Source organism: Isoptericola sp. Y541 (assembly GCF_059445465.1).
Genome location: NZ_JCAIUJ010000004.1, coordinates 77,291 through 92,568, shown reverse-complemented (window position 1 = coordinate 92,568; position 15,278 = coordinate 77,291). Strand labels below are relative to the sequence as shown.

The following is a 15,278-nucleotide window of genomic DNA, read 5'->3' as shown; positions in this document are numbered from 1 at the left end:
TGACCGCTGGGCGCGTGTGTACTGTCGTGACGTGACCGAGACCACGCCTCTGATCACCAGCCCGGAGCACTCCGTCGAGGGGTTCGTGCGCGAGTACCTGCGCGAGCTGAACTTCTCCCAGGGCACGATCCTGGAGCGCGCCACGGCCAACGACGAGTACCTGGCGCTGGCGCGCACGGTGCGGCACTACCTGATGGCGGGGTGGATGCAGACCACCGTGGACCAGTACCGCACGCAGGCCAAGGCGGTGGCGTACCTGTCGGCGGAGTACCTGCTGGGCCGCCAGCTCGACAACGCGCTCCTCGCGACCGACCTCGAGGCGATCGCCGCGGAGGCGCTGGCGAGCCTGGGCATCGACCTCGATGAGCTGCGCGAGGTGGAGGTGGAGCCCGGCCTCGGTAATGGCGGGCTGGGCCGCCTGGCCGCGTGCTTCGTCGACTCCCTCGCCACGATGAGCGTGCCCGCGATCGGCTACGGCATCCGGTATGAGTACGGCATCTTCCGGCAGACGTTCTCCGGCGGCCGGCAGGTCGAGGAGGCGGACAACTGGCTGGCTGGAGGAGCACCGTGGGAGTTCGCTCACCCCGAGCACGAGGTCACGGTGGGCTTCGGCGGGAGCACCGAGAAGTACAGGGACGACGACGGTCGCGAGCACACGCGGTGGGTACCGGGCTGGCGGGTGCTCGGCGTGCCGTACAACTACATGGTCCCCGGCTACCGGAACGGCCGCGTCAACACGCTGCGGCTGTGGAGCGCCCGAGCCACGCACGCCTTCGACCTCGAGATCTTCAACAACGGCGACTACGCCGACGCGGTGCGCTCGCAGACGTTCGCGGAGAACATCTCCAAGGTGCTGTACCCGGAGGACTCCACGCCCCAGGGCAAGGAGCTGCGGCTGCAGCAGCAGTACTTCTTCGTCGCCTGCTCCATCCGCGACTTCATCGACCAGCTGCTGCCGCCGGGCTTCGACCTGCACGACCTGCCCGACCGCATCGTCTTCCAGCTCAACGACACCCACCCCGTCATCGCGATCCCGGAGCTCATGCGGATCCTCGTCGACGAGAAGGGCTTCGACTGGGACGACGCCTGGCAGGTCACGCAGCGCTGCTTCGCATACACGTGCCACACCCTGCTGCCCGAGGCCCTCGAGGTGTGGCCGGTCGAGCTGGTCGGGCGCCTCCTGCCGCGCCACATGGAGATCATCTACCGGATCAACGACGAGTTCCTCGACCAGGTGCGCGAGCGCTCGGGCGGCGACGAGGTGCTGGTGCAGCGCATGTCGATCATCGCCGAGCACCCGGAGCGCGCCGTGCGGATGGCGTACCTCGCGACGGTAGGCGGGATGAAGGTGAACGGCGTCGCGGAGCTGCACTCCCAGCTGCTGCGCGACCGCGTGCTGGCCGACTTCGCCGCCCTCTGGCCGGAGAAGTTCACCAACGTCACCAACGGCGTCACGCCGCGGAGGTTCCTCAAGCAGGCCAACCCGGGCCTGTCGGCGCTGGTCACGGAGGCGATCGGCGACGGCTGGGTCACCGACCTCGACCGGCTGCGCGAGCTGGAGCCGCTGGCCGACGACGCGGAGTTCCGGCGCCGGTTCCGTGAGGTCAAGGCCGCGAACAAGGGCCGCCTCGTACAGATGCTGGCGGCCCGGGACGGCATCGAGATCGACCCGGCCACGATGCTCGACGCCATGGTCAAGCGCCTGCACGAGTACAAGCGCCAGCTCCTCAAGCTGCTGCACGTCGTGACGCTCTACGACCGCATCACGGCGGGGGTGCTCGCGGTCGAGGACGTCACGCCGCGCACCGTGGTCTTCGGGGCCAAGGCCGCGCCGGGCTACGTGATGGCGAAGGAGATCATCGCGCTGATCAACCACGTGGGCGCCGTGGTGAACGCGCACCCGGACGTGTCGCGGGTGCTGCGCATCGCGTTCCCCGCGAACTACAACGTCACCGTGGCCGAGACGCTGATCCCCGCCGCGGACCTGTCGGAGCAGATCTCCCTGGCCGGCAAGGAAGCCTCGGGCACGGGCAACATGAAGTTCGCGCTCAACGGCGCCCTCACGATCGGCACGGACGACGGCGCGAACGTCGAGATCCGCCAGCTCGTGGGCGACGAGAACTTCTTCCTGTTCGGGCTGACCGAGCCCGAGGCCAGCGCGATCGCGGAGGCCGGGTACCGGCCGGCCGCCTACTACGAGGAGAACCCGTCCCTGCGGCGGGCGCTGGACCTGATCGCGAGCGGCGCGTTCTCCGGCGGCGACGCCGCGGCCTTCGAGCCGGTCGTGGCCAACCTGCGGGACGAGGACCGGTTCATGGTGCTGGCCGACTACCAGTCGTACCTCGACGCGCAGGACCGCGTGGAGGCGGCCTACGCGGACCCCGACGCGTGGAGCCGGTCGGCGGTGCTCAACGTGGCCCGCTCGGGCTTCTTCTCCTCCGACCGGTCGATGCGCGACTACCTCGAGCGCATCTGGCACGCCGCGCCGCTGTCGTCGTCCTGAGAACCGTTCTCATATCTGCTTCACTGCCGCGCACAGGGGAATGATTCCCATGTGATCTTCAGTCGTTCGAGCCAGAGAGAGAGACGCATGCCTTCCCTCACCCGTATCCCCGAGCCCACGTTGACCGACGACACCCTGATCGTCACCGAGGGCACGGAGGAGTAGCGGTCCGGCATGCGCGTCCTGGACGCCGACGGGAACGAGGCCGCGGCCAGCGACGAATACCCCGGCGTGTACGGCGAGGCCGTCGTCCTGGGCTGCGAGGACGGGGCGCTCGTCCAGGCGGGGCGGAGAGCTCACCGAGGTCGCCGTGCCGGACTCCTACGGACGCATCGGCAACCAGGCCGGTTCAGAGGTGTCGCCGGTCGTCCTCGGCGACTACTAGGTGGACCCGGACGCCGAGCTGGAGGAGCCCGCGCGGGTCTCCCTCGTCGACACGCGCGCGGGTGAGCTCTCTCTCGTCGACCTGCCGTCCAGCTACACGTTCCGGTCGCTCGCGCGCGGTGACGACGGCGAGGCGCTGGTGCTCGGCACTGACGGCGCGCTGCACGTCATCGAGCCCGAGAGCGGCGTGCTGGAGAAGTCGATTCCCGTCATCGACGCGTGGGAGGAGCCGGTGGACTGGCAGCAGGCCCGGCCGGCGGTGCTGGCGCTCGACGGCTCGGTCTACGTGACCGACCCGGAGAACAAGGCCGTGCACGCGGTCGACCACGAGCACGACGAGTGAGCGGCGACGCCGCCCGGGTGCCACACGGTCTCCCGGGCGGCGTCGGTAGACTCCAGGAGCCATGCCCATCGATCGCCCCACGGTCCGCGTCGTGACCGACTCGACCGCCTGCCTGCCGCCCCCCGGCGGCGTCGGCGCGCCCGTCGTCGTCCCGCTCCGGGTGGTCGCCGGCGACGACGCGTGGCGCGAGGGCGTCGACATCACGCCCGAGGAGGTCGCGACCCGGATCGCGGGCGCCGAACGGCTGAGCACGTCCCAGCCCCCGGCGGCTGAGCTCGGCGCGGTCTACCGGGACCTCGCCGCCGACGGCGCCAGGGCGGTGGTGTCGGTGCACATCTCCGGGGACCTCTCCGGCACCGTGGACGCGGCCGCCGCCGCGGCGCAGCGCAGCATGATCCCGGTGCAGACCGTGGACTCGCGGACCGTCGCGATGGCCCTGGGTTTCGCCGCGCTGGAGGCCGCACGGTGCGCGGTCGAGGGGCACGACGCCGGCCAGGTCGCGGCACGGGCGCGCCAGGTGGCAGCCTCGAGCAGCACGTTCTTCCTGGTGGACTCGCTGGAGCACCTGCGGCGCGGGGGGCGGCTGTCCGCGCCCGCCGCCGCCCTCGGGACCGCGCTCGGCGTGCGCCCGATCCTCACGGTCCGCGACGGGCGCATCGAACTGGCCCAGCGGGTCCGCACGCGCAGGGCGGCGACGGACCGGCTGGTCGAGCTCGCGCTGCGCTGCGCCGCCGACTGCGAACGCCCTGGCGTCGCGGTGCACCATCTCGGCGTGCCGGACAGGGCGGCGGAGCTCGCCGACCGGCTCCGGGAGGGGGCCGGTGTCGAGCCCGTCGTGACGCCCGTCAGCGCAGTGCTCGGCGCGCACGCCGGGCCCGGCGCGCTCGCGGTCGTCGTCGCCGATCTGGGCGGCCACCGCCACGACGGTCCGCGCTGACGACGCTGCCCCCAGGTTCCTGCTGTCCACAGGCGGGCCGCGAGGCCGCCCGCCCGGGGAACGCCGCGACCTAGCGTCGCCGCGTGACCACGACGCTCCCCCACGAACCCGCAGGATCCGACGGCGCGCTGCCGCCCGGACCGGCCCTCGGCGGCCCGCCGGGATCGGCACCGGCGCGCGGATCGATGCCGGCACCCGGATCGACGCCGGCACCCGGATCGACGCCGGCACCAGGGTCGGCTCTGGACGAGGCCGCGGCGCGGCTGCACGCCTGGCACGCCACCTGGCACGCGGTCAGGGACGACGCCCCGCGGTCGCCGGCCGGCGGCGCACGGGACGTCGGCGCATGGGACGTGGGTGTCGGGAACGTGGGTGCCGATGACGTCGGTGCGGGGGAGGTCGGTGCCGGGGACGTCGCGGCGCCGGACGACGAGCTCGCCGAGCGGCTGCGGGCCCGCCGCTCGGCGCGGCACGTGGCGGCCGCCTACGCCGCGGCGCACGGCCACCCACTCGACGAGGCACACGACCGGGGCGGGTCCCGCCGCTGGTCGCTCGGGCTGCGCCTAGCGGTCGTGGCGTCGATGGCGGTGCTGCTGGTGGCCGTCGTGGTGGCGGTCGTCGCGACGGTGCGGCCCGACGGGGTGACCACCCTCGTGGCCGGGGACGCCTCGTCCGGGTCGTCGATCGAGCCGTCGGCAGAACAGTCGGCAGAGCCGACGGCGAGGTCGTCGGAGGCCTCGTCGGCGGGGACGCCGGCGGGGACGCCGGCCGAGCAACCTGCCGCGCCGGCGTCCGACCCCTCGGCGGCCGGCGTGGTCGTGGTGCACGTCGTGGGCGAGGTGAGCGAGCCCGGCCTGGTCACCGTGCCGGTCGGGGCCCGGGTGGCCGACGCCGTCGCAGCCGCCGGTGGCACCACGCGGCGCGCGGACACGGCGGCCGTCAACCTCGCCCGTGCGGTGGTCGACGGCGAGCAGATCCGGGTGCCGCGCCCGGGGGAGGCACCGCAGGAGGCGGCACCCGCCGCGAGCGGTGCGCCCGCGGCGGGGGACGGTGGCGCCGGCGGGGTGGACCTCAACACGGCATCGGCCGCCCAGCTCGAGGAGTTGCCGGGCATCGGGCCTGCGCTCGCCGAGCGCGTCGTCGCGTGGCGGGACGAGAACGGGCCCTTCACCAGCGTCGACGAGCTCGACGAGGTGTCCGGGATCGGCCCGTCCGTGCTGGAGCAGGTCCGCGACCTGGTCCGTCTGTGAGCGCGGTGCCGGTCGTCATGCCGGTCGATGCTCGGGTGGACTCTCGGGTCGATGCTCCGGCCGAGGCGTCGGCCGTGGCACTCGCCACGACGCCCGCCACGACGCCCGCCACGGCGGCGGCCGTCGCACCTCGACGGCACGTCGACCTGCGGCTCGTCCCCGCGGCGGTCGTCACCTGGGCGGGGGCCTGGGCGCTCACGGGGCCGGCGCAACCGTGGGGGCGGGTCGTGGCGGTCGCGAGCGTTGTCGTGCTCGGGCTGGTCGCGCTGGGCTTGGTGACGATCAGGCTGGTGACGATCAGGCTGGTGACGACCGGGCTGGTGACGACCGGGCTGGTGACGACCGGGCGGGTCACGACCGGCCTCGTCACGGGCAGGCTCGCCGCGGCCGGCCGTGGAGCCGCCCCCGTCCGGCACCGGGCCGGGTGGGGGCGGTCCGCCGGGGCGCACGCGGTGCTCGCCCTGGTCTGCCTCGCTGCGGTGGCGCTGGGGGTACAGGCCCAGACAGCACGCCAGGTGCCGCTCCTGTCGCTGTCGGCTCAAGGGGCGCACGCGACCGTCGTCGGGCGTGTCGCGTCCGAGGCACGGCCCGCGGTCTTCGGCGACGGGGTCCGATGGGTGCTCGCCGTCGAGCAGCTGACGGCGCGGGGGGTCGGCGCGCCGGGCGGCGGGCTCGTCGAGGTGACCGCCGATGGACCCGCCCCGCGCTACGGCGCCACGGTGGCGGTCTCGGGGGTGCTGCGGTCGGTCGGCGACGGCGACGGGCCCGTTGCCAGACTGACCGGCGCGGGGCAGGTGGCCGAGCGCGAGCCGCCCGGCGCCCTGCTGCGCACGACCCACGTGCTGCGCGCGGCGCTCCTGGACGTCACGGCAGGGCTGTCCCCGCAGGCGCGCGGGCTGGTGCCGGGGGTGGCCGTGGGCGACACGAGCCGGGTGCCACCGGAGATCGACGAGGCGATGCGGGTCACGAGCCTCACGCACATCACGGCCGTCTCCGGTGGGCATTTCGCGATCGTGGTGGCCACGCTCACCGGCCTGTGCGCGCTCGCCCGGGTGCCGCGCGGCGTGCGGGTCGCGGTGATCGCCGCCACGGCCGCGGCGTTCGTGCTCCTGGTGCGCCCGGAGCCGAGCGTGCTCCGGGCGGCGTGGACCTGCGCGGCCGCGCTCCTCGGCCTGGCGCTCGGGCGGCCCTCGGCGGGCGCCCCCGCGCTGGCGGCGGCCGCGACGGCGCTGCTGGTCGTCGACCCGTGGCTCGCCCGCTCGTACGGCTTCGTCCTTTCCTGCGCGGCGACCGCGGGGCTCGTGCTCCTCGCGGGCCCGCTGGCGCGCCGCCTGGCGCCGTGGACGGGCCGGCCGCTCGCGTTCGCCCTCGCGGTGCCGTGGGCGGCGCAGGCGGCCTGCGGCCCGGTGCTGCTGCTGCTCGACCCGCACGTGCCCCTGACGTCGGTGCCCGCGAACCTGCTGGCGACCCCCGCGCTGGTCCCGGCCACGGTGCTCGGGCTCGTGGCGACGCTGCTGGCTCCGTGGGCGCCCGGGTTCGCCCTGCCCGTCGCGTGGCTGGCCGGCCTCGCCACCGGGTGGATCGCGGGTGTGGCGCGGTGGTTCGCCGACCTCCCGGGAGCGAGCGTTGCTTGGCCCGGCGGCCTGGGTGGTGTCGCCGCGCTCGCGCTGCTCACCGTCGCCGCGCTGGCGGCCGTGCTGCGCCGGCCGCCCGGCGAGGGCTGGCGGCGCGAGTGGCGCGACGCCGCGCCACGTACCCTGCGTCAGGTTCGCCGGGGCGTCCGGCGCCGGGTGCGCCGTACGGTCCTGCGGCACGGCCGGGCGCGGACCGCGGTCGCCGCCGGGCTCGCGGGCGCCGCGCTGCTGGCGGTCCTGGTCCTGGCCGTGCCCAGGCTCGCGGGCGCCGGCGCCGCCGTCCCGGACGACTGGCAGGTGGCGGCCTGCGACGTCGGGCAGGGCGACTCGATGGCCGTGCGCACGGGCGCGGCCTCGGCGATCGTCATCGACGTCGGCCCGGCGGGGGACGACGCGGCCCGCTGCCTCGACCACCTCGGCGTGACGAAGATCGACCTCCTGGTGCTCAGCCACTTCCACGCCGACCACGTCGGCGGGCTGGAGCCGGTGCTGCGGGATCGACGCGTCGACGCCGCGCTCGTCTCGCCCCTCGCGGAGCCGGCCGCCCAGGCCGCCGCCGTGCGCGACGGTCTCGCCGCGGTGGGGGTACCAGTGCAGGTCGCGGGCGTCGGGGACGAGGGCGAGTCGGGCTCCGCGACGTGGCAGGTGCTCGGGGCGTCCGGCGCCGGCGGCTCGGGGACGGACGCGGGAGCGGAGGGGGACGGGGCGAACGACGCCAGCGTGGCGCTCCGGGTGCACACCGCGGGCGGCCTCGACCTGGTCGCGCTCGGCGACCTGGAGGAGCCGGCCCAGGACGCGCTGGCGGGCGTGCTCGCCTCGTCGGGCATGTCGTCGAGCGAGGCGGCGGACGTGGACGTCGTCAAGATGGCGCACCACGGCTCGCGGTCGCAGTCCGCTGCCCTCGCCCAGCTGCTCTCCCCGCGGGTGACCCTCGTGAGCGTCGGCGCCGACAACACGTACGGCCACCCGACCGATGCCGCGCTGGCGCTGTACGGCTCGGTGGGCTCCGCGGTGGTGCGGACCGACGAGTGCGGCACGGCGGTGCTCGTGCAGCGCGGCGAGGAGATCGGGCTCGCGTGCGGGTAGGCGGGCGACAGGGGGGACGTCTCCGCCGCCCGGCCGCGGCTCGGCCCGGGATGCGGGAGCGTCGGCGGTTCGTGGCAGGCTGGGCGCGTGCCTCCCGCCCCGACGTCCCGTCAGTCCCGAGCGCCTCGTCGAGGCGGCGCCACGACGAGCAGGGCGAACAGCCGTCCGTGGGACGACCCGACCCTCGCCCCCGTGATCCTGGTGCGCGGGCCCGAGGGGCTGCTCGCCGAGCGCGCGGTGGACGGCATCGTCCACCTGGCGCGGGAGCGGGACGCCGAGACCGAGAAGACCGAGCTCGACGGCGGCACGTACGCCGCAGGTCAGCTCGCCGTGGCGGCGAGCCCCTCGCTCTTCGGCGAGCCGAGCGTGGTGGTGGTGCGGTCGGCCGAGGCGGCCACGGAGGAGCTCGTCGCCGACGTCGTCCGCTACGTGGGTGCACCCGACCCGGAGACGGTCGTGGTGGTGGTGCACGGCGGCGGGCAGCGGGGCAAGAAGATGCTCGACGCGATCGTCGCGAGCGGGGCGCCGGTGCTCGAGTGCGACCCGATCAGCAAGGACGCGGACAAGGTGCAGTTCGTCACGGGCGAGTTCCGCGCCGCGCGGCGGCGCGCCGACGCGGCGGCCGTCCGCGCCCTGGTCGACGCCCTGGGCACCGACCTGCGCGAGCTCGCCTCCGCGTGCGCCCAGCTCGTGGCGGACACCGCGGGCACGATCAGCGAGGGCGTCGTCGACCGCTACTACGGCGGCCGGGTCGAGGCCACCGGGTTCAAGGTCGCCGACGCCGCGGTGGCGGGCGACGCCGGCGGGGCGGTCGCCCTGCTGCGGCACGCGCTCGCGACGGGCGCCGACCCCGTGCCGATCGTCGCGGCGCTCGCGCTGCGCCTGCGCACCCTGGCCCGGGTCGCGGCGATCCGGGGCGGCGCGGCCACCGCGCGGCAGCTCGGGCTCCAGGACTGGCAGGTCCGCAACGCCCAACGGGACCTCTCGCGCTGGACACCCGAGGGCCTCGCCACCGCGATCGGCGCCGTCGCGCAGGCCGACGCGGACGTCAAGGGCGGCGGTCGCGACCCGGTCTACGCCGTCGAGACGGCCGTGCTCGCGATCGCGCGGTCTCGGCGCGGCTGAGCCCCCGCACCCACAACACCCAGCGGGCCCACATCATCCGGGTCCGGACGCACGAAGGGCGCCGCACCCGGGGGTGCGGCGCCCTTCGGAGCCTTGCCGGTCCGCCGTCAGGCGGACGGGTCGCGACGAATCAGAGCGCGTCGACCGACTTCGCGATGGACGACTTGCGGTTCGCGGCCTGGTTGACGTGGATGACGCCCTTCGAGACCGCCTTGTCGAGCTTGCGCGTCGCGGTCTGCAGAGCCGCGGTCGCGGCCTCCTTGTCGCCCGCGGCGACGGCCTGACGCACCTTGCGGATGTGCGTCTTCAGCTCAGACTTGACGGCCTTGTTACGCAGGCGCGCCTTCTCGTTCGTCTTGATGCGCTTGATCTGGGACTTGATGTTTGCCACGTGTGGACTTCCTGGTGTGTTCGCCTGCCGGCGAGCGGATAGGTCGTAGAGGGCGGCCGCAGCTCCGGGACTGGGGTGGGGAACCCGTGGAGAGGAACCGCGGCTGTGCCCGCCGACCTGGGCGGACACGCAAACATCAACGATAGCAGAGGCTGCGGTGCGACAGAACCGTGCTCAGCATGCCGCCATGTGAGATGCGCTTCGGGCATTCGTATCAGATCGTGGAGGTCGTCATCCCGGACAGGTGCACCACACCGTCGTGTCACACCGGCCGCGCCCGAGCAACCGGGCGCCCTTCGAGGAGTATCCATGCGCCGCTCGTCGCTCGAACGCCCGTCTGCCCGCAGGTCCGCACGCCGCACCACCGCCCTCGTCCTGTCGTCCGTCACCGCCCTCGCCCTGGCCGCGTGCTCCTCCGGGGGCTCCGACGCCTCGGGCGGCGACCTCCAGGGGGAAGGGACCGGCGAGGAGTGCGCCATCGCCGACCCGGTGCCCGTCGGCGCGGCACTCTCGCTGACCGGGCCCGCGGGCAGCTACGGCGAGTCGCAGCGCAAGGGCCTCGAGCTGGCCGCCGACGCGCTCTCCGACGACGGCGTCACCTACGAGCTCGCGATCGAGGACGACCAGACGGACCCGCGCCAGGGCATCACCGTCTTCGAGAAGCTCGCCGCCGACGGGGTGAGCGCCATCATCGGGCCCACCCTGTCCACGGTGGCCTTCCAGGCGCAGCCGATCGCCCAGGAGGAGGGCGTCCCGGTGGTCGCCATCTCCAACACCGCGGACGGCATCACCGAGCAGGGCGAGTACATCCACCGGGTCTCGCTCACGGAGGGCCAGGTGATCCCGCAGACGGTGGCCGCCGCCGTCGCCGAGCACGACCTCAAGGACGTGGTCGTCATGTACAGCGACGACGACGCGTTCACCGACTCGGGCTACCAGGTGTTCGCCGAGGCACTCGAGGCCGAGGGCGTGAACGTCTCCGAGACCCTGACGTTCTCCGTCTCGGACACCGACTTCCGGCCTCTGCTCACCGAGGCGAAGGCCGCCGATCCGGACGCGATCGTCGTCTCCGCCCTCATCGAGGCCGCCGTGCCCCTGGTCACCCAGGCCCGCGAGCTCGGCATCGACGTGCCGATCATCGGCGGCAACGGGTTCAACAACCCGCAGCTCATGGCCGACGCCGGGGACGCGGCGGAGGGCGTGATCGTCGGGGCGGCCTGGAACTCGGCGGCCACCGACAACGCGCAGAACGCCGAGTTCCTCGAGGCCTACGAGGAGGCCAACGACGCCGCGCCCGACCAGTTCGCCGCCCAGGCGTACGCGGGCCTGGAGGCGATCGACGCCGCCGTGCGGGCCGGCTGCTCGGCCGAGCCCGACGACGTCCGCGACAACCTCGGCTCGGTCCAGGACCTCGACACCGTGCTCGGCACCCTGAGCATCGACGAGAACCGCGACGCCGTGCACGAGGGCGTGGTCCAGGTGGTCACGGACGGCCAGTTCGTCGCACTCGACTGACGCCGCCGGTCATGCAGCAGCTGCTGAACGGCCTGTCCATCGGGTCGATCTATGCGCTCTTCGCCATCGGGTTCACGCTGGTCTTCGGCATCCTGGACCGGCTGAACCTCGCCCATCCCGCGGTGTTCGCCGCGGGCGCGCTGGTCGGCATCGAGCTCGTCGACGCCGCCGGGCTGTCGATCTGGCTGGCACTGCCCCTGGTGGCGGTGGTCGGCGGGATCCTCGGCCTGGTGGTCGAGCGGGTGGCGTTCCGCCCGCTGCGCCACCGCCCCGACGCGCACTTCGCCGGCCTGATCGCCTCCATTGCCCTGGGCGGCATGCTCGTGGCCCTGCTGCAGTGGCGGTACGGCCCGGACACCCGCCGGTTCCCGGCCGGGGCGTTCCCGGAGCAGGGCTACCAGGTGCTCGGGGCCCGCGTGACACTGGTGCAGGTGGTCATCCTGGTGATCTCCGTGGTGCTCATGGTGGGGCTCACGGTGCTGGTGTCCCGCTCCGGCCTGGGACGCAGCATGCGCGCCGTCGCGGAGAACCCCCGGGCGGCCCGGGTGGTGGGCGTCGACGTGGAGCGCGTGACGTCGACGACGTTCGCGATCTCCGCCGCGCTGGGCGCTGTCGCCGGCGCGCTGTTCGCGATGAACGTCAACAGCGCGCAGCTCGACATGGGCGCCGCGATCGAGCTCAAGGGGCTCGCGGTGATCGTCGTGGGGGGCATGGGCTCCCTGCCGGGCGCGCTCGTGGGCGGGCTGCTGCTGGGTCTGGCCGAGGTGTTCGCCGTCCAGTACATCGGGTCGAGCTGGCGCGACCTCGTGGCGTTCGCGCTGCTGTTCCTGCTGCTCGTCGTGCGCCCGCAGGGGCTGTTCGGCAAGAGCAGGGTCAGGGAGGTGTGATGCTCGGCGAGTCGACGCTCGTCTTCGTGGCCCTCGCCGGGCTGTTCGCCTACTCCTTCTACGCCGTGCTGGTGGCCGGCCAGCTCAGCCTGGGTCAGGCGGGCTTCGCGGCCGTCGCGGCGTACGTGTCGGCCACGCTGGCCCCCGACCCGGAGGCTGTCGGCGACGGCGTCGCCCTCGTGGTCGCCCTCGGGATCGGTGTGGTCGTCGGGGCGGTCGCCGCGGTCGTGCTGGGCCTGCCGACCATGCACCTGCGCGGCGTCTTCCTGGCGATCGCGACGCTCGGCTTCGCCGAGGCCGTGCGCATCGTGCTGCTCAACGCCGACTGGAGCGGCGGCCCCCAGGGCCTGAGCGTGCCCAAGCTGCTGGAGCCGTGGATGGCCTGGGCGCTGCTCGCCGTCGTCGCCTACGCGTTCTGGCGGCAGGGCCCGAGCCGGTTCGGGCGGGCGCTCGCGGCCATCCGCGAGGACGAGCTCGCCGCCCGCGCGACGGGGATCGACGTCGGGCGGCACCGGCTCGCGGCGTTCGTCACGGCCGGGGCGGTCGCCGGGGCGTACGGGGTGCTGTGGGCGTACTTCGTGCGGTTGGTCGTGCCGTCCGACTTCGGGTTCACCGCGGCGATCGACGGTCTCGTGACCGCCGTCGTCGGCGGGTCGACCATGTGGCTCGGCCCCGTCCTGGGCGGCGCGTTCCTCACCGTGGTCCCCGAGGCGCAGCGCGCCCTCGGCGTCGAGGCGGGCTGGGTGCGGCCGTTCCTGGCCGGCCTGCTGCTGCTCGTCGTCATCCTGTTCCGGCCCGGCGGGCTGGCGAGCCTCCTGCCCCGACGGCGGCCGCGGCTCGTGGGGGTGTCCGACGACGAACGGCCACCCGCCGCCGGTCCCCGGCCCGACACCCCCGGGTCGGGCGAGGTCGTGGCGGCGCTGCGCGGCGTGTCGAAGGACTACGGCGGGGTGCACGCCGTGCGCGGCGTGGACCTCGAGCTGCGCGCGGGCGAGGTGCTGGGGCTGATCGGGCCCAACGGCGCCGGCAAGACGACGCTGGTGAACATGATCAGCGGCCTCGTGGCCCCGTCCTCGGGCCGGATCGACGTGCTGGGAGTCGACCCGGCCCGCACCCCCGTGCACCGGGTGGCCGCCGCGGGGATCAGCCGCACGTTCCAGCAGGCCAAGCTGTTCGGCCGCATGACCGCCCTGGAGAACGTGCTGGTGGGCGCCCACCTGACGACGCGGCCCACGGCCCTGCGCCGCCTCGTGTGGGCGCCGTCCGCGCGCCGCGAGGAGCGGGCGGCCGTCGTGCGCGCCGGCCGCTGCCTCGAGCGGGTCGGGCTCGCGGCGTCCGCCCGGACGGACGCCGCCGCCCTGTCGTACGGGGACCAGCGGCGCCTGGAGATCGCGCGGGCGCTCGCCGCGGAGCCGTCGCTCCTCGTGCTCGACGAGCCCGCCGCGGGGATGAACGCCGTCGAGGCCGAGTCGCTGTCGGCGCTGATCGCCTCGCTCGCGGACGACGGGCTGACGGTGCTGCTGATCGAGCACGACGTCGCGATGGTGATGCGCACCTGCGACCGGGTGGTGGTGCTCGACTTCGGGGCCGTCATCGCCGCCGGCCCGCCGGACGAGGTGCGCCGGGACCCGCGGGTGGTGGCGGCGTACCTCGGCACGGAGGAGAGCACGGAGGAGAGCACCGAGGAGAGCACCGAGGACGACGCCGCGCAGGAGCAGCAGGGGGAGGGGGCCCGATGAGCGCGCCGCTGCTGTCGGTGACGGACCTGCAGGTGAGCTACGGCCGGGTGCGCGCGGTGCGGTCGGTGAGCCTCGAGGTGCCGGCGGGCGGGCTGGTCACGCTGGTCGGGGCCAACGGGGCGGGCAAGAGCTCCGTGATCAACGCGGTGAGCGGCATCGTGCGCCCTTCGGGCGGCCGGGTGCTGCTCGACGGGCGGGACGTCACCCGGGCGCGGGCGCACCGGCTGGTGCGGGCCGGGCTGGTGCAGGTGCCCGAGGGGCGGCAGGTGCTCGCCACGCTCACGGTCGAGGAGAACCTGCAGCTCGGCGGGCGGCGCGAGCCCGGCCGCGTCGAGGGGGTCTACGACCGGTTCCCCGTCCTCGCCGAGCGGCGTCGGATGCCGGCGGGTGCCCTGTCGGGCGGGGAGCAGCAGATGCTCGCCATCGGCCGGGCGCTGGTGACCGAGCCGCGGATCGTGCTGCTCGACGAGCCGTCGATGGGCCTGGCGCCCCGCGTCGTCGACGAGGTCTTCGCGGTCATCGCGGAGATCCGCGCCGCCGGGGTGGCCGTGCTGCTGGTGGAGCAGAACGCGCGGCGCGCGCTGCGGGCCGCCGACCACGGCTACGTGCTGGCCGGCGGGCAGGTGGTGCAGGAGGGCCCGGCCGACCGGCTGCTCGCCGACGAGGCGGTCGTGGCGGCCTACCTGGGGGTCAGCGGCGGGCCTTCGCCATTGCGGCGGCGACCCGGTCGAACGTCCGGCGGTCCATGACGGCGCCCTCGCGCCGCACGGCGTGCGGGGCCACGCGGACCACCCGGTTGAGGCGAACCTCGCTCGGCCGGCCTTGCGCGTCCCAGGCCCCGGTCCCGATGTCCATCCAGAGGCGACCCCAGCGGGCCTCCTGAGCGGCGTCCCGGTCATGGTCCTTGCTCGTGAGCTGGAGCGCCAGGAGCCACGGGCCGTCGCGCCCGATCAGCAGGACGGGACGGTCCTTTCCACGTGGGTTGCTGACGTTCTTCTGGTCCTCCTCGTACGGCACCCAGGTCCACACGACCTCGCCCGGGTCCGGGTCGCCGTCGAGCTGCGGCGCGTAGACGGGCTGCACCGTGCCGGTAAAGTCGCCCGGGTAGCCGGTCGTCGGCGCCGTGGTGCGCGTGGTGCGCGGGGTGCTCGTGGGGCGTCCGGTGCCCGCGGCGCGGCCGGGTCGCGTCGGGGAGGTGCGCCGGGACGGGGCTTTCGCCGAGCGCAGCACGTCGACCAGCAGGTTCAGCCATCGGTTCGCCACGGCCGACAGCCTAAGGGCTCAGCCCAGGACGAACCGGGCCAGCCGGGCGGCCATCGCCTCCGGGTCCCAGGTATGGTCGGCGCCCGGCACGGTCTCGGCCGCGCTCCGGGGCACGGCCGCGGCCAGGCTCCGCGCGGCGGTCGCGGCGGTCGCGGTGGTCGCCGTCGTGCCGGACCGGCTGGTGTCGGATGCCGTGGCGGGTGGACCCGCCACGGTGTGCG

General features: G+C 74.7%; 13 protein-coding genes. 10 read left to right on the top strand and 3 right to left on the bottom strand.

The window, feature by feature from the left end:
* The first annotated feature begins 31 nt into the window (after positions 1–31).
* From AC1C2V_RS10650 to holA, 6 genes are all read left to right on the top strand, one after another.
* Positions 32–2,503, top strand: coding sequence for a glycogen/starch/alpha-glucan phosphorylase (locus tag AC1C2V_RS10650; protein ID WP_495389584.1), 2,472 nt, complete (start codon positions 32–34; stop codon positions 2,501–2,503).
* 385 nt (positions 2,504–2,888) lie between these two features.
* The gene (locus tag AC1C2V_RS10645) at positions 2,889–3,230 is read left to right on the top strand and encodes a hypothetical protein (protein WP_495389583.1); all 342 of its coding nucleotides are present in this window, start codon (positions 2,889–2,891) and stop codon (positions 3,228–3,230) included.
* Between the two features lie 91 nt (positions 3,231–3,321).
* On the top strand, positions 3,322–4,167 hold the full coding sequence (locus AC1C2V_RS10640; RefSeq protein ID WP_495389582.1) for a DegV family protein: 846 nt from the start codon (positions 3,322–3,324) through the stop codon (positions 4,165–4,167).
* Positions 4,168–4,250: 83 nt separating this feature from the next.
* Entirely contained in the window at positions 4,251–5,417 is a 1,167-nt protein-coding gene (locus AC1C2V_RS10635) for a ComEA family DNA-binding protein (RefSeq protein WP_495389581.1), read from the top strand.
* 74 nt (positions 5,418–5,491) lie between these two features.
* The gene (locus AC1C2V_RS10630; RefSeq protein ID WP_495389580.1) at positions 5,492–8,137 is read left to right on the top strand and encodes a ComEC/Rec2 family competence protein; all 2,646 of its coding nucleotides are present in this window, start codon (positions 5,492–5,494) and stop codon (positions 8,135–8,137) included.
* 192 nt (positions 8,138–8,329) lie between these two features.
* A complete protein-coding gene (gene holA, locus AC1C2V_RS10625; RefSeq protein WP_495389579.1) occupies positions 8,330–9,262 on the top strand; it encodes a DNA polymerase III subunit delta in 933 nt (310 codons plus the stop codon).
* A 130-nt stretch (positions 9,263–9,392) separates the two neighbouring features.
* On the opposite strand, the gene rpsT is transcribed toward holA, so the two are convergent.
* Positions 9,393–9,653: a 30S ribosomal protein S20 gene (gene rpsT / locus AC1C2V_RS10620; protein ID WP_495389578.1), complete on the bottom strand. Its 261-nt coding sequence runs from the start codon at positions 9,651–9,653 to the stop codon at positions 9,393–9,395.
* 309 nt (positions 9,654–9,962) lie between these two features.
* Between rpsT and AC1C2V_RS10615 the strand changes: the two genes are divergently transcribed.
* From AC1C2V_RS10615 to AC1C2V_RS10600, 4 genes are read left to right on the top strand one after another with little or no spacing between them, the layout of a single operon-like run.
* Positions 9,963–11,168 carry an ABC transporter substrate-binding protein gene (locus AC1C2V_RS10615; RefSeq protein ID WP_495389577.1) on the top strand — a complete coding sequence of 402 codons (1,206 nt, stop codon included), beginning with the start codon at positions 9,963–9,965 and terminating at the stop codon, positions 11,166–11,168.
* An 11-nt stretch (positions 11,169–11,179) separates the two neighbouring features.
* Complete coding sequence (locus tag AC1C2V_RS10610; RefSeq protein ID WP_495389576.1) at positions 11,180–12,055, top strand: branched-chain amino acid ABC transporter permease; 876 nt, start codon at positions 11,180–11,182, stop codon at positions 12,053–12,055.
* Complete coding sequence (locus AC1C2V_RS10605; protein WP_495389575.1) at positions 12,055–13,794, top strand: branched-chain amino acid ABC transporter ATP-binding protein/permease; 1,740 nt, start codon at positions 12,055–12,057, stop codon at positions 13,792–13,794. Before AC1C2V_RS10610 ends, AC1C2V_RS10605 begins: the two co-directional genes overlap by 1 nt.
* Positions 13,791–14,543 (top strand): ABC transporter ATP-binding protein, encoded by a 753-nt coding sequence (locus tag AC1C2V_RS10600; protein ID WP_495389574.1) that lies wholly within the window; start codon positions 13,791–13,793, stop codon positions 14,541–14,543. Before AC1C2V_RS10605 ends, AC1C2V_RS10600 begins: the two co-directional genes overlap by 4 nt.
* Here the strand turns inward: AC1C2V_RS10600 and AC1C2V_RS10595 are convergent.
* Positions 14,485–15,057 (bottom strand): type II toxin-antitoxin system PemK/MazF family toxin, encoded by a 573-nt coding sequence (locus tag AC1C2V_RS10595; RefSeq protein ID WP_495389573.1) that lies wholly within the window; start codon positions 15,055–15,057, stop codon positions 14,485–14,487. The two genes, AC1C2V_RS10600 and AC1C2V_RS10595, sit on opposite strands and share 59 nt — an antisense overlap.
* An 18-nt stretch (positions 15,058–15,075) precedes the next feature.
* On the bottom strand, positions 15,076–15,270 hold the full coding sequence (locus AC1C2V_RS10590) for a hypothetical protein (protein WP_495389572.1): 195 nt from the start codon (positions 15,268–15,270) through the stop codon (positions 15,076–15,078).
* Positions 15,271–15,278: the final 8 nt, after the last annotated feature.